General features: G+C 74.9%; 11 protein-coding genes. 8 read left to right on the top strand and 3 right to left on the bottom strand.

The genetic code is table 11. The annotated features are described in order from the left end of the window. Positions 1-346 precede the first annotated feature (346 nt). The 4 genes from ABT023_RS25950 to ABT023_RS25935 are packed head-to-tail and all read left to right on the top strand — an operon-like array spanning position 347 to position 5,618. A complete protein-coding gene (locus tag ABT023_RS25950) occupies positions 347-1,846 on the top strand; it encodes an O-antigen ligase family protein (RefSeq protein WP_350889005.1) in 1,500 nt (499 codons plus the stop codon). Positions 1,847-1,872: 26 nt separating this feature from the next. Continuing rightward, entirely contained in the window at positions 1,873-3,006 is a 1,134-nt protein-coding gene (locus tag ABT023_RS25945) for a Wzz/FepE/Etk N-terminal domain-containing protein (protein WP_350889004.1), read from the top strand. Positions 3,007-3,015: 9 nt separating this feature from the next. Then, complete coding sequence (locus tag ABT023_RS25940; RefSeq protein WP_350889003.1) at positions 3,016-4,776, top strand: flippase; 1,761 nt, start codon at positions 3,016-3,018, stop codon at positions 4,774-4,776. Continuing rightward, positions 4,773-5,618 (top strand): sulfotransferase family protein, encoded by an 846-nt coding sequence (locus tag ABT023_RS25935; protein ID WP_350889002.1) that lies wholly within the window; start codon positions 4,773-4,775, stop codon positions 5,616-5,618. Before ABT023_RS25940 ends, ABT023_RS25935 begins: the two co-directional genes overlap by 4 nt. Before the next feature lie 61 nt (positions 5,619-5,679). Here the strand turns inward: ABT023_RS25935 and ABT023_RS25930 are convergent, their stop codons facing one another. Genes ABT023_RS25930 through ABT023_RS25920 form a run of 3 tightly spaced genes read right to left on the bottom strand, consistent with a single transcriptional unit; the run spans position 5,680 to position 8,979 of the window. Next, positions 5,680-7,161 carry a hypothetical protein gene (locus ABT023_RS25930; protein WP_350889001.1) on the bottom strand — a complete coding sequence of 494 codons (1,482 nt, stop codon included), beginning with the start codon at positions 7,159-7,161 and terminating at the stop codon, positions 5,680-5,682. After that, positions 7,158-8,051, bottom strand: a complete 894-nt coding sequence (locus ABT023_RS25925; RefSeq protein WP_350889000.1) for a sulfotransferase family protein — start codon at positions 8,049-8,051, stop codon at positions 7,158-7,160. Before ABT023_RS25925 ends, ABT023_RS25930 begins: the two co-directional genes overlap by 4 nt. Then, positions 8,044-8,979 (bottom strand): sulfotransferase family protein, encoded by a 936-nt coding sequence (locus ABT023_RS25920; RefSeq protein WP_350888999.1) that lies wholly within the window; start codon positions 8,977-8,979, stop codon positions 8,044-8,046. Before ABT023_RS25920 ends, ABT023_RS25925 begins: the two co-directional genes overlap by 8 nt. 236 nt (positions 8,980-9,215) lie before the next feature. On the opposite strand from ABT023_RS25920, the gene ABT023_RS25915 reads away from it, so the two are divergent. The 4 genes from ABT023_RS25915 to ABT023_RS25900 all read left to right on the top strand — a co-directional run bounded on the left by ABT023_RS25915 (position 9,216) and on the right by ABT023_RS25900 (position 14,378). Then, positions 9,216-10,460, top strand: coding sequence for a glycosyltransferase (locus tag ABT023_RS25915; RefSeq protein WP_350888998.1), 1,245 nt, complete (start codon positions 9,216-9,218; stop codon positions 10,458-10,460). Then, positions 10,457-11,446: a sulfotransferase family protein gene (locus ABT023_RS25910; protein ID WP_350888997.1), complete on the top strand. Its 990-nt coding sequence runs from the start codon at positions 10,457-10,459 to the stop codon at positions 11,444-11,446. Before ABT023_RS25915 ends, ABT023_RS25910 begins: the two co-directional genes overlap by 4 nt. Positions 11,447-11,448: 2 nt before the next feature. Next, positions 11,449-12,360: a sulfotransferase family protein gene (locus ABT023_RS25905; protein ID WP_350888996.1), complete on the top strand. Its 912-nt coding sequence runs from the start codon at positions 11,449-11,451 to the stop codon at positions 12,358-12,360. Positions 12,361-12,482: 122 nt separating this feature from the next. Further along, positions 12,483-14,378 carry a CocE/NonD family hydrolase gene (locus ABT023_RS25900; RefSeq protein ID WP_350888995.1) on the top strand — a complete coding sequence of 632 codons (1,896 nt, stop codon included), beginning with the start codon at positions 12,483-12,485 and terminating at the stop codon, positions 14,376-14,378. The last annotated feature ends 21 nt before the right edge of the window (positions 14,379-14,399 follow it).

Genomic DNA, 14,399 nt, shown 5'->3' with positions numbered 1-14,399 from the left:
ACGCCGAACTCATCGACGTACGTGGCCAGCTTTCTCAGGTTTATAGAGGGTTCCATGGCGTCCCGTCAATCCTCGTCGTCCCGATCCGGCGACGGGCCGGCGGCCCCATCCGTGGGCACGCGTCGGTCGGTCGCCGACCCGTGCCACCAGGTGGATCACGACGCCGTCACTCCTCGTGAGGGGATCATGGGCCGTGTCGCCGTCGGGGGCCGGACGTTACGCCGTCCACGGCCGACGCAACGGCCCATGTTCCCGGGGCGACGGCAACCGTTAGATTAGGCCGTTCTCCCGGTCCCTCGGCTGTGACCGGCAACGGCATCCCTGGAGACGAGTGGTCGGCGAGCGAGTGGACGGACAGCGACACGGCACGGTGCGTGACGCCGGCCCGCCCGACGGGGCCCGGCGTCGGCCGACCGGCGACCCGACCGGGCGCCTGTTGACCGGTGGCGCCGCGCTGCTGTGCGCCGTGGTGGCGGTCGTCGCCGGCCTGGCGATGAGCCGTGGCGACCGGGTGGGCGTGGTGCTGCCCCTCGTGGTGGTCGTCGGGCTGGCGGTCGGGGTGCTCGCGTTGACCCGCTTCGCGGCGTACGTGCTGCTGATGCTCGCCGTGCGCTCCTGCGTCGACCTGTTCAAGCTCAGCGGCCCGACCGCCGGCCGCGCCGACGGCGGTGCCGCCACCCGGACGCTGGACCCGTCGACGATCCTGGCCGTGCTGTTCCTGCTCGCCGCCGGTCTGTGGCTGGCCGCGCAACTGCGCGAGAAGGGCCGGCTGCGCGGCTCCCCGCTCGGCGTGGCGCTGCTGCTGGTCGGCGCGACCTCGCTGGTCAGCGCGCTGGGCGCCGCGCAGCCCGTGCCCAGCGCGCTGGAGGCGCTGCGCATCGGCACCGTGGTGGTGATGTTCGTCGTCCTGGAGCAGTTGATGCCGGACCTGCCGGCGATCCGGCGGTTCCTGCTCGCGGCGTACGCCTCCCTGGCGCTGGCGGTCGGCTACACCGCCGTGCTGGTCCTGCTCGGCGACCCGCCGGCCGAGGTCAAGGGCGACTTCACCCGGATCAGCGGGCCGTTCAGCCAGTCGACCACGTTCGGCCGGTACCTGATGTTCATGGTGATCTTCGGCTTCGGCGTGCACCGGTATCTGGTCCGCCGGCTGCGGGTCGCACTCGGCGTGCTGCTCGCGGCGTCGCTGGTGTTCCTGCTGCTCACCAACACCCGCAGCGCCATCCTCGGCGCGGCCCTGGGCCTGGTCGTGGTCGCGCTGCTGCACCGCAGCCGGCGCCTGCTGGTGGCGCTGTGCCTGGTCGCGGTGGCGGGTGCGGCCCTGTTGCCGACGGTCGCGCAGCGCTTCGGGCAGCTCGCCGACAGCACTGCCGTCGGCGGTGACCCGACCGGCAACACCCTCGCCTGGCGGGTCGACTACTGGTCGGAGATCGTCTCCCTGGCCAACCGCAACCCGGTCACCGGCATCGGGCCCAACATGACCAAGTTCGAGGCCGACGAGGCGAAGAAGCCGCACAACGACTTCCTGCGCGCGTACGTCGAGACCGGTCTGCTCGGCCTGCTCGCCTACCTGGCGATGATGGTCCTCTGCCTGCACGCCGGGTGGACGGCGCTGCGCCGGGCCCCGCCGGGCACGCTGGGCCGGGGGATCGCGGTCGGTTTCCTCGGCTGCGCGGTCGCCTTCGTGGCGGTCAGCGCGGCCTCCAACGTGATCTCGAACGTGGTCACGTTGTGGTACTTCGCGGCGTTCGCCGCCGCGGCCAACGCGATCGCCCGGGGCGTGCCCGCGGGCGCGGGCCGGGTCGTGGCGCCCGTCGCGCCGACGGCGCTCGGGCGGGGCATCGAATGAGCTACCGGACAGTGGGGAGCGCAAGGGTGGAGATCGTCGACTATCTGCGGGTCGCGCGGCGACGGCTCTGGGTGCTGGTCGGAGTCCCGGTGGTCGCCGCGGCGGTGGCCGCGCTGGTCGTCCTGCTCGGCCCCCAGCGCTACACGGCCACCTCGTACGTCGCGGCGCCGGCCCTGGTCGGCGGCACCGCGGCCCAGCAGTACACCGGCACGCAGGGGGCCAACCAGTTCGCGGCGGCCTTCGCCGCCGCCGTGACCTCCCCGCAGGTGGTCGACCAGGTGTCGGCCGACACCGGCGTCGCGGCGGGGGACCTGCGCGACGGGCTGACGGTCGAACAGGTCGGGGCGAGCAGCCAGCTCACCCTGGCCTACACGGCGACCAGCCGGTCCACGGTGATCCCGGTGCTCACGGCGACCGGGAAGCGTGCCCTGTCCTTCCTGTTCACCAGCCAGGTCAACATCGCCACCGGCGAGGTGCGGGCGGCCACCGACGAGCTGACCGCTGCCACCCGGGAGATCAACGACTGGGAGAAGACGAACAAGGTCAGTCAGCCGGACAAGCTCTACCAGGCGACCCTGCAGGAGATCGCCAGCATGCGGCAGCAGCAGTTGCAGATGCAGGCCGTCGGCAACGGCCGGGGCGCCGACGCCGCGGCCGGGGCGATCGCCGCCGGGCAGAAGCGGCTGGACGGGCTCGGCCCGAAGCTGCCCGACTACCAGGCGCTGCTCGCCCAGCGGGACGGTGCCAGCACCGCGTTGTCCTCCGCCCGGCAGGGCCTCCAGCAGGCCCGGGCCCAGGCCCAGGCCGCCGACCCCGCCCAGGTGACCAGCCTCGGCGAGGTCCAGCCGGTCTCCCGGGGCCGGGCGCTGGCCGGTCTCGTGCTGCCGGTCGCCGGTGCCGGCCTGCTGCTGGCCGTGCTGCTGGTGGCAGTCCTGGAGCAGGTCACCCGCAGCCGCGCGGCTGCGGCCGGCCGGGCCACGCCGGCGCAACGGGCCGCGGCGACGGGACCGGCTGCGGCGACGGGACCGGCGGACGCGGTCGGACCGGCCGGCACGAACGGGCGGTCCGGCGCGGTGAACGGGCGGGCGGACGCGAACGGGCGGCCCGCCGTGCTCGCGCCGCGCGACGCCGACGCCGAGCCCGAGCTGCGGCACCGGTAGGCGGGCGGCGTGGCGGCCGAACCGGACCGGCGCAGGGAGCCGGCCTCCTCACCGGGCGGCCGGCGGCCGGCGTCGTCCGCCCCGCAGCCCGGTCCCGCCGCGCTGGGTGAGGCGGAACCGCAGGGCGACCGGCACGTCCGGGGGATGGCCCGGGGCGGCGGCCTCAACCTGCTCGGCGCACTGCTCAGCCAGGCCGCGGTCTTCCTGATCATGCTGCTGCTTGCCCGGGCGCTGGGCATCCGCGAGGTCGGCCGGTACGCCCAGTGCTACGCCGTGCTGTCCCTGGCCGGGTTGCTCTCCCTCTCCGGCTTCCGGGCCGGGCTGACCCGGTTCGTGGCCGTGCACCTGGCGGACTCCGACGCGCCCGCGCTGCGTGGCACCGTCCGGCTGGGGCTGGCCATCTCCGCCGCCTCGTCGGTCGTCCTCGCCGCCGCGCTGGCGCTCGCCGCCCCGTGGCTCGCCGCCCGGCTGCACGATCCCGGGCTGGCGACCGGCCTGCGGCTGGTGGCGCTGACCCTGCCCGCCTCGACGATCTGCGAGGCGGCCCTCGCGGCGACCCGGGGCTGGCGGACCCAGCGCCCGTTCACCTTCATCGGCCAGCTCTACGAGCCGGGCACCCGGCTGCTGCTGACCGCGCTCGCCCTGGTCACCGGCGCGGGCCTGACCGGGGCGTACTGGGCGTTGGTCGGCGCCGGTTGGTCCGCCGCGCTGCTCGCCCTGGTCGCGCTGGGTCGGCTGGTCCGCCGGGTGCCGCCCGCCCGCCCGGTGTACCGCCCCCGCCAGCTCTTCGGCTTCTCCACCGTGAGCTGGGTGTCCTCGTTGTCCTCGACCGGGCTGATCTGGGTCGACACCCTGCTGCTGGGCTTCTTCGCCAACCCGGAGATCGGCGTCTACAACGTGGCCACCCGCCTGGTCACCGTCGCGATCTTCGTGCTCGCGCCGATCAACGCCGCTTTCGGCCCGTACATCGCGCACCTGCACCACCGGGGGGAACTGGCCGACGTCCGCCGGGTGTACGCGGTGGCCACCGGCTGGGTGGTCCGGCTGTCCATGCCCGCCTTCGTCGCGTTGCTGGTCCTCCCCGGCGACCTGCTGCGGGTCTTCGGTGGGGAGGTGGCCACCGGCGCGGCGGTGACGGTGGTCCTGGCCCTGGGCCAGCTCGTCAACGCGGCGACCGGCCCGTGCGGCACGGTGCTGAACATGTCCGGCCGGGTGGCGGTCAACATGGCCGACAACCTGGCCGCCCTGGTGCTCAACATGCTGCTCAACCTCTGGCTCATCCCGGCGTACGGCATCGTCGGCGCGGCGCTGGCGTGGAGCGTCTCGCTGATCGTGGTCAACGTCGCCCGGGTGCTCCAGGTCCGCGCGCTGGTGGGCGCCCTGCCGTTCACCGTGGGCATGGTCAAGGGGATCGCCGCCGGCGCGGCGGCGCTGCTCGCCGGGCTGCTGGTGCGCTGGCTGCTGCCGGGCTGGCCGTGGCGGCTCGGCGTCGGCCTGCTGGCGATCGTGGCGGTCTACCTGGGGGTAGTGCTGGCGCTCGGGCTCGGCCGGGAAGACCTCATGGTGCTGCGGGCCCTGGTGCGCCGACGCGGTCGCGGCGCCCCCACGCCACCCCGGCCCGGCCCACCGGTCGACGGCGGCGCACAACCCGACGGTGGCGTACCTGCCGACGGTGGCGTACCTGCCGACGGTGGCGTACCTGCCGACGGTGGCGTACCTGCCGACGGTGGCGGCAGGCCGACCGCCGCCGGCACCGCGGTGGCCCGGTGAGCGCCGGGCCACGCCGGGTCGCGGTGGACCGGCTGCGCCGGGCGGTACGCGGCACCCGGGCCTGGGTCCGCGCGGCCCGGCCCGGCCCGGTCGGCGCGCTGCCCGACTTCCTCGTCATCGGCGGGCAGCGCTGCGGCACCACGTCGCTGCACCACTACCTGGCCGCGCATCCCGACGTGCGGGCCGCCACCGGCAAGGAATTGCAGTTCTTCAGCCTGCACGCCGGGCGTGGGCCGCGCTGGTACCGGGCCCACTTCCCGCCGGCCGTCCCCGGCCGGCAGAGCTTCGAGGCCAGCCCCTACTACCTGTTCCACCCCGCGGTGCCGGCGCGGGCGGCCGCGCTGCTGCCCGAGGCCCGGTTCGTGGCGCTGCTGCGCGACCCCGTCGAGCGGGCCTACTCGCACTACCTGCACACCCGCTCGTTCGGCCGGGAGCCGCTGACCTTCGCCGACGCGCTCGCCGCCGAGCCGGGACGGCTGGCGGCGGCGCTGCGCCGGGGGCCGGACACCCCGACGGCCCACCGGGCCCTGCGCGACCACTCGTACGCCGCCCGGGGCCGCTACACCGAGCAGCTCGACCGCTGGTTCGCCCACGTGCCCCGGGAACGGCTGCACGTGGTGCGCAGCGAGGACCTGTACGCCGATCCGGCGGCGACGTACGCCGGCATCCTGCGGTTCCTCGGGCTGGCGCCGTTCACGCCGGACGCCTTCGCCCGGCACACCAGGCGGGCCGAGCGGGGCCCCTCCCAGCTCACCGACGAGCTGAGGGCCGACCTGACGGCCCGGTTCGCCCCGCACAACGCCCGCCTCGCCGACCTGCTCGGCTGGCCGCGCACCTGGTGACGCGGTCCCGCCGGGGCGGCCGGTGCCGGCCGGCGGGGGCTGCTCGGCCGGCAGGGGCTGCTCAGCGGGCGGGGGCGAGGATCGTGGCGGGGTCGCCGGTGGACCGGATCAGCACCGGCTCCGCCCCGATGGTGACCGGCCCGGCCGCCCGTCGCGGCTCGGTGCCGACCGGTCCGCTGTCCAGGCCCGGCGCGGCCGGCAACGACACGCTCCCGCCGGAGGCCGACCAGACCACCAGCGTGGTCAGCCCGCCGCGGCGGAACGCCACCCCGGTCAGCCCCTTCGCGGTCACCGGCTCCGCCGTCGCGTCCTCGGCCGCTAGCGCCAGCCCGGCCAGCCTCACCCCGGCCGGCCGCACGGTGCCGTCCGGGTCGAGCAGGCCGTAGCGGACCTCGCTGCCCTGCCGGTTGTTCGGGTTGTACGCCAGCGGCAGCCAGAGCACCTGCTCGACGCCGCCGGCCACGAGCTGGGTGACCGTCTTGACCATCTCGTCGGCCCGGCTGGCCGCGTCGCCGTCGCCGTCGCGCCAGAACTGGCCGACCTCCCACGCCTGGACCGGTACCCCGGCCGGGGTCTGCTCCCGCAGGTAGTCCAGCAGCACCGGCACCCCGGCGAAGTGTTCGTAGAAGTGCAATTGCCGCACGTCGACGATCCGCTCGTCGAGCAGCTCCTCGGTGACCGCGAGGAAGGCCAGGTTCTGGGCGTTCTGCTCGGTGGCCAGGGCGGTCCGTAGCTGCTCCGGCCCGTCCACGGCCGGGATCTGCCGGCCCCGGGTGCCGACCCGGCGCGGGAAGTACGCCCGGTACGCGGCGACCGCCTCGTCCGGCCGGCCGGCCCGCACCAGCCGGTCGACGACGCCCATCCCGTACGCCACGCTGCTGATCCCGGAGTCGACCACCCTCGCCTGCGGGTCGGCCGACCGGACCGCCTCCGCGGCCGAGGTGACCAGCCGCCGGTAGTCCGCCGGGCTGCCGGCCCAGTACTGCGGCGCGTTGACCTCGTTCTCGATCGCGTACTCCCGCACCCCGTAGGGCGCGTAGCGGCGCACCAAGTCCCGGACGAAGCCCTGGTAGGCGGCCAGGTCCCGGGGCATCGCCGACTCGGTCTTGTTCGCCTGGCCCCGGGTGTGCCGGGCGGCTCCGCCGGTGGCCCAGCAGACCCCGGTGCGGATCTTCAGGTGCAGGGTGATGCCGAGGTCCCGGCTCTCGCGGGCGATCCGGTCCACCGCCGAGAAGTCCGGGCTGCCCTGCGTCTTCTCGATGTCGCACCAGCTCAGCTCGTGGTACGTCGCCGAGCCGGAGAGCTGCTTCAGGTACGGCACGAACGACTCGTGGCGCGACCAGTCCCAGTGCGCGCCGAACGGGTTCCGCACCCCCGGCGTCGCCGACGGCCCCGGCCCGGCAGCCGGCCCGGTCGCCGACGTCGCCGGGGTCGGCCGGGGCGTGGGGGAGGAGGGGCCGTCCGAGCAGGCCGCCCCGGCGGCCAGGGCGAGCGCGAGCGCGCCGACCAGCAGCGGGGCCCGCCGCAGCGGGCGGCGCGTCACCGGTACCCCAGCTCGCGCAGCGTCGCGCCGGAGAAGACGCGGACCAGCACCCGCAGGAACGGGTCCAGCTCCCGGCGGTACGTGCCGACCCGCGAGCCGTAGATGGCGGCGTCGGTGCGCGCGGCGGCCCGCCGACGGTCCGCCTCGGCGGTGTACTTGCCCGCCACGTCGTGCTGCTTGCCGCCGTAGTCGAGCACTCCGGCCTCCCAGGGTTCGCCGAGGAACTCGAACAGCGACCGCATGGCCTTCTCCGGGTCGCCGACGGTGTCCTCGTAGCGCAGTTCGTGGTACCGGTCGGCGGGCAGCAGGCGGCCGGCCGAGCGGGCGACCCGGATGTAGCGGGGCCACTTGATTACGCACTTGACCGCCGACCAGTAGCCGAACCGCTTGCGGTGGGAGACGACCACGTCCCGGCCGTCCCGGATGACGTGCACGAACTGCGCGTCCGGGAACACCTCGGCGAGGAAGCCGATCGACAGCGCGTACAGGGGCGTCTTGTCCGCCCAGCGGGTCTTGCCGCGGGACCGGGCGTAGTCGGCGTGGATGCCGCCGAAGAAGTCGGCGATGCGGCCCAGCCAGTACTCGCGGGGGAACCCGAAGCGGGCCAGTCGTTCCCAGTCCCGGCCGACGATGCGCTGCATGTCGGTCAGGAAGCGGGTCTCCGGGCCGCAGGACACCCGGGAGTGCGAGTCGAGCACCAGGCGCAGCATCGTCGTCCCGGACCGCTGGCAGCCGACCAGGAAGATCGGCCCCCGGGGCCCGGCCTCCGCCGCCGGGTCGGTCCGGCGCGCGTCGGCGGCCGGCGGCGTCGAGGGGCCGGTCGAAGGGCCGGCCGAGGGGTTTGGCCGCTCGCCGGCCGGCGGGACCGGCGGGGCGTCCGGGTCAGCCACGGCCCACCGCCGGGTCCAACCCGGCCCGCGCGTCCAGCCGCCCGGTCAGCTCGGTGCACAGTGCCCGCACCCGGCCGTCGAGCTCCAGCCGGGGCCGGCGGGGGGCGCGCGCTCCGATGTGGTCGTGCAGGGCCGGGTCGTACGGCAGGTCGAGGAACGCGCACAGCCGCCGCGTGTACGCGGCCGGGTCGGCCACCAACGCGTCGTACGAGCAGAGCAGCGTGTCGTCGCGGCCGGCCAGGCCGAGGGTGAAGAACAGCGAGTTGCGGACGTACCAGAACAGGGCGGCGGCGGTGTGCGGGGTCATCCGGTCGTAGTCGAAGCCGGCGATCAGCTCCCGGGCCGGCCCGTCCAGGCGCTGCCCCTGCCACCGGTCGCCGATCGTGCCGTCGGCGATCGCCCGCAGCGCCCGCAGGTTGGCGTCGCCGAACTTCGCCACCTCGGAGCGGGCCCGCTCGTCGACGTCCCGGTACGCCCACAGCGCCCGGCCGGGCCGCAGCCCGGACAGGCCGAGCAGCTCGTCGACCCGGTGCGTGTCGCACAGCGGCTTGACCAGCACGTACCGGTGCCTGCTGCGGCGCACGGCGTCGGCGAGCACCGCGTCCGAGCGCAGCCGGAAACGGTGGAACACCCGCCGGTCGTTCTCGTTGCGCACCTCGAACGACGGTGCCGCGTCCAGCCCTCGGGCCAGCATGTTGGTGCCGGAGCGTTGCAGGCCGACCAGGTACACCGGCACCGCCCGGCCGGGCGGCTGCGGGTGGGCCCGCCGCCAGCGCCACTTCGCCAGCGCGGTGCCGGCCCGCTGGACCGGGTCGAGCCGGTCCTCCTCGACGAGCCGCCGCACCCCCTCGGTGCGCGCCCAGCGCAGGTGCCGCACCACCCGCCGGGCGGTGTACGCCCATGCCGAGGGTTCGTCCTGGTGGGCCACCGGGTCCTCCTCGGGCTGACGGTCGGGCGGGGAACACGCTACCGGCTGATCATCGTGGCTGGCCAAGTGGCCGTGCGGCCAGCGCCTGATGGGCCGTGTGGTCAGTTGGGGACCGTGACTGGACTCGTCCGCGCGGTTTGCATACCGTGGGGCCCCTGGTCACCGCTGCTGCCCGGTGCCCGCCCTTCCCCACCCCCCTGAGCGGCCACTCAGCAGGCCACCCCTGGAGCAGGCCGATGCGTGTCCTCCACGTCAACAAGTTCCTCTACCGCCGCGGCGGGGCCGAGGGCTACCTCCTCGACGTCGCCACATTGCAGCGGGGCGCGGGCGACGAGGTCGCGTACTTCGGCATGACGCACCCCGACAACGACGCCCCGCTGCCGTACGCGCGGCACTTCCCGCCGCTGGTGGAACTCGACCCGGCGCCGTCGGGGATCGGTCCGCGCGCGACGGCGGCGGCCCGGATGATCTGGTCCCCGGCCAGTCGGCGCGGTCTGGCCCGGGTGATCGACGACTTCCGGCCCGACGTGGTCCACCTGCACAACATCTACCACCAGCTCTCGCCGTCGGTGCTGGCCGCGGCGCGGGCCGCGCGGGTGCCCTGCGTGATGACGCTGCACGACTACAAGCTGGCCTGTCCCAGCTACCAGATGCTGGACCGGGGCGCGGTGTGTGACGCGTGCGTCACCGGCGGCCCGCTGCGGGCCGCCCGGCGCCGGTGCAAGGACGGCTCGCTGCCGGCCAGCGGCCTGCTGGCCGTGGAGTCCTGGCTGCACCGCTCCACCCGGGCGTACGGGCCGGTGCAGGCGTTCGTCAGTCCCAGCCGGTTCCTGGCGCGGGTGATGCGCCGGGCCGGTGTCTTCCCGGACCGGATGCACGTGGTGCCGCACTTCGTCGACGTCGCCGTGACGCCCGTGAAGTCGACCCCGGGCGGGTCGGTGGTCTTCGCCGGCCGGCTGTCCGCCGAGAAGGGCGTCGACGTGCTGGTCGAGGCGCTCGCCCTGCTGCCGCCCGAGGTGTCGCTCGACGTGGCCGGCGACGGCCCGGCCCGCGCCGGGCTGACCGAGCTGGCGCAGCGGCGGGCGCCCGGCCGGGTCCGGTTCCACGGGCGGCTGGACAAGGCCCGGCTGCACGCGCTGGTCCGGTCCGCGGGGGTGGCGGCCGTGCCGTCGCGGTGGAACGAGAACCAACCGATGGCCGTGCTGGAGGCGTTCGCCTGCGGCGTGCCCGTGGTCGCCACCGACCTGGGCGGGCTGCCCGAGCTGGTCACCCCCGGCGTGGACGGCGAGGTGGTCGCCGCCGACGACCCCGCCGCGCTGGCCGCCGCGCTGCGCCGCGTCCTCGCCGACCCGGCGCGGGCGCACGGGATGGGACTGGCCGGGCGGGCCCGGGTGGAGCGGGACTTCTCGCCGCAGGCGCACCTGGCCCGGCTGCGCGAGGTCTACGCGACGGCCGCGCGGGCGCTGCGAGAGCCGGCGTGACCCGCCCGGTGCGGGTGCTCTACCTGGCCGGCAGCGGGCGCAGCGGCAGCACCCTGGTCACCACCGTCCTCGGCCAGTACGCCGGGTTCTTCGCGGCCGGCGAGCTGCGCTACCTGTGGCAGCGTGGCGAGGTGGAGAACCGGCCCTGCGGCTGCGGCCTGCCGTTCCGGGACTGCCCGGTGTGGCGGGCGGTACGCCGGGACGTGCCGGTCGACCGGGCCGGCGGGATCGCCGCCCGGCTGCGCGGTCGGCTGCGGCTGCGCGGGGTGCCCGCGCTGGTGCGCCGTCACCGGCACGGCCGGCGCGCGGTGCCCGCGCACCCCGACGACGCGGCGCTGGCCGGCCTGTACGCCGCCGTGGCCCGGCACGCCGGGGCGCGGGTGGTGGTCGACTCGTCGAAGCTGCCGCCGTACGGGGCCCTGGTCGGCGCGCTGCCCGGTGTCGAGCTGCGGGTGCTGCACCTGGTCCGCGACCCGAGGGCCACGGCCTTCTCCTGGCGGCGGCGCCGGGGCCTCGACGGCGAGGCCGACGAGCGGCTGATGAGCCGGCCTCCGGTGTGGAAGGCGGCCCTGCTGTGGCTGGTCTGGAACACGCTGACGACCCGGCTGTGGGCCGGCGACCCGGGCCGCTACCTGCGGGTGCGGTACGAGGACCTGACAGCCGACCCGGAGGCGACGCTGGGCCGGATCGCCGCGTTCGCCGCCGGCCCGTTCACCGGGACCGACGCCGATCCGTCCACCGCCTCCGCCGCCGGCCCGTTCACCGGTCCCGCGACGGTGCGGCTGGCGCCCACCCACTCGGTGGCCGGCAACCCGTCGCGGCACCGCACCGGCCCGGTGCCGATCGCCGCCGACGTCGAGTGGCGGCGCGGGCTGCCCCCGTGGTCGTACGCCGTGGTGACCGCGCTGACCGCGCCGGGGCTGCGCCGGTTCGGCTACCCGTGGCGCCGGGGCGCCCCGGTGGCACCCCGGCAGGAGGAGGACTGAGGATGTTGGCCGTGGTGGTGGGCACCGGGCGGTGCGGCTCGACCCTCGTGCAGGAGCTGCTGTCCCGGCATCCCGGCGTGGGGTTCGTCTCCGGCGTCGACGACAAGCTGTCCCGGCTCAACCTCACCGGCCGGTTCAACGGGCCGCTGTACCGGCGGTCGGCGCCCCGCCCGGCCGGCATGACGTCGCTGCGGCACAGCCGCCGGCTGCTCGAACGCGGCCGGCTGCGGGTCGCCCCGTCGGAGGCGTACCAGCTGCTGGACCGGCACGTGCTGGCCGGCTTCTCCCGCCCGTGCCGGGACCTGACCGCCGAGGACCTCACCCCGCACGTGGCGCGGCGGCTGCGCGCCTTCTTCGACGCCCGGATCGGGCGGCAGCGTTGCCCGCTGCTGGTGCACCACGTCACCGGCTGGCCGCGCACCGGGTTCCTCAGGGCTGCCTACCCCGAGCTGCGGGTGGTCAACGTGGTCCGCGACGGCCGGGCCGTCACCAACTCCTGGCTCCAGATGGGCTGGTGGGACGGCTGGCGCGGCCCCGACAACTGGTACCTCGGGCCGCTGCCGGCCGACCTGCGCCGGGAGTGGGAGGAGTCCGCCCGGTCCTTCCCGGTGCTCGCCGCGCTCGGCTGGAAGATGCTGATGGCGTCGTTCGCCGACGCCCGGGCCGCGCACCCGCCCGGACAGTGGCTGGACGTCCGCTACGAGGACCTGCTCGCCGACCCCCGCGCGGAGGCGGCCCGGATGCTCGACTTCCTCGGGCTGGACTGGACGCCGGAGTTCGAGCGGGGGTTCGGGCGGTACGAGTTCCCCGCCGGGCGCCGGGCGGCGTACCACGACGAACTGGGCCCCGCGCAGCTCGCGGCCGTCGAGCGGGCCCTGGCCGAGCCGCTGCGGCAGTGGGGCTACCGGGACTGACCGCTCCCCCCGGGCGAGGGGCCCCACCCGTCGGACCACGTCCGGCGAAGTTCCTACATGTGCAGGTGGTGGCACCGGTCGCCGGCTCGTAGCGTACGCAGCCTCGGACCTCAAGGAGACTCATGGCTACAGTGGGAACGCGCTGGCGCACAGGCGTGGCCGTACTGTCCGCGGCGGTGCTCGCCGCCCTCGGCGCGGCGCCGCAGGCGCTGGCGGCTGACGGCCCGCCGTCGATCGTCGTCCAGGACGGCGTCACCCAGCCGGTGTTCGGCTACGCCGACGCCATCCGGGAACGGCTCTTCATCGACTCCACCTTCGACAGCGACAACGACGGCCTGCGCGACATCATCGCGTTCGACCTGATGCGGCCGGCGGCGACCGCGAACGGGCTCAAGGCGCCCGTGGTGATGGACGCCAGCCCCTACTACTCGACGGTCTGCCGGGGCAACGAGTCCGAGTGCAAGGCGGACCTCGACGGCGACGGGCTGCTGGACAAGTGGCCGCTGTTCTACGACAACTACTTCGTGCCGCGCGGCTACGCGGTCATCCTGCTGGACATGGTCGGCACCAACAACTCCACCGGCTGCCCGACCACCAACGCCAACCAGGACAACCTGAGCGCCAAGCAGGCCATCAACTGGCTCAACGGACGGGCCACCGCCCGCAACGCCGCCGGTGAGATCGTCAAGGCGGACTGGCACAACGGCAAGACGGGGATGATCGGCAAGTCGTACGACGGCTCGCTGGCCATGTCCACGGCGGTGACCGGCGTGAAGGGCCTGACCACGGTCGTGCCCATCAGCGGCCCGACCGAGTACTACGACTACGTGCGCAGCAACGGCGTCGTCACCCGGGGCAACAGCTACGTGGCGTCGCTGGCCAACACGGTCACCAACCCGGAGCGCCGGGAGTACTGCAAGCCGGTGCGCGACGCGATGGCCGCCGCCGACGGCGACGAGCACGGCGACTACACCGCCTTCTGGAACGAGCGCAGCTACGTCAAGAAGGTCCCCAACGTCACCGCCAGCGTGCTGCTCTACCACGGCCTCAACGACGACAACGTCCGGCCGGACCACTTCAGCAAGTTCTGGTACGCCCTGGCGGAGAACAACGTGCCGCGCAAGCTGTGGCTGTCCCAGGAGGGCCACGTCGACCCGTTCGACTCGCGCCGCGCGGTGTGGGTGTCGACGCTGCACCGGTGGTTCGACTTCTGGCTCCAGGGCGTCGCCAACGGCATCATGGACGAGCCGCGGGTGGACCTGGAGCGGTCCGCCGACGTGTGGGAGACCCACGCCGACTGGCCGATCCCCGGCAAGGCCGACACCGAGGTGTTCCTCCAGCCCGGCACCACCGGCGCGGGCGGCCTCGGGCTGGTGCCCACGGCGAAGCCGACGACCGGGGCGTTCCAGGACAGCCGCACGCAGAGCCAGAACACCATGATCCTCAACCCGGACGTGGTGCAGCCCAACCGGCTGGCCTTCCTCTCCGCGCCGCTCACCGCGCCGCTGCACATCTCCGGCACCCCGACCGTGCAGCTGCGGGCCTCCGCCGACCAGACCGACACCAACCTCGGGGCGATCCTGGTCGACTACGGCACCGACGAGCGGGTCGCCCACCGGGCCTCCGGTGAGGGGATCATCACCCTGACCACGGAGGACTGCTGGGGCGAGAGCAGCCCGACGGACGACGGCTGCTACAAGCAGACGGCGAAGCGGGTGGCCACGGCCGACTACGAGCTGGTCACCAAGGGCGTCATGGACGCCCAGAACCGGCAGTCGATCCGGGTCGCCGTGCCGCTGGTGCAGGGGGAGTCGTACAACTTCAGCTTCCCGCTGCTGCCGGAGGACTACGTCTTCAAGCCCGGCCACCGGATCGGCATGATCATCGTGGCCAGCTACCCGCAGTACTCCAGCCAGGCGGACACCACCGCCGCGAACCTGCAGGTCGCGCTGAAGAGCAGCAAGGTCGTCCTGCCCGTGGTCGGCGGCACCGCCGCCGCGCACGCCGCCGGCCTCTGACCGGCTGACCGGCGGGCCGCC

The sequence above is a fragment of the Micromonospora sp. NPDC002296 genome, assembly GCF_040296145.1.
Taxonomy (GTDB): Bacteria; Actinomycetota; Actinomycetes; order Mycobacteriales; family Micromonosporaceae; genus Micromonospora.
This window is presented reverse-complemented; position numbering and strand designations above follow the sequence as displayed.

Excerpts from the sequence above, each read along its gene's own strand:
- ABT023_RS25915 (WP_350888998.1), top strand. The coding sequence starts at position 9,216 with ATGCGTGTCCTCCACGTCAACAAGTTCCTCTACCGCCGCGGCGGGGCC.
- ABT023_RS25905 (WP_350888996.1), top strand. The coding sequence starts at position 11,449 with ATGTTGGCCGTGGTGGTGGGCACCGGGCGGTGCGGCTCGACCCTCGTG.
- ABT023_RS25900 (WP_350888995.1), top strand. The coding sequence starts at position 12,483 with ATGGCTACAGTGGGAACGCGCTGGCGCACAGGCGTGGCCGTACTGTCC.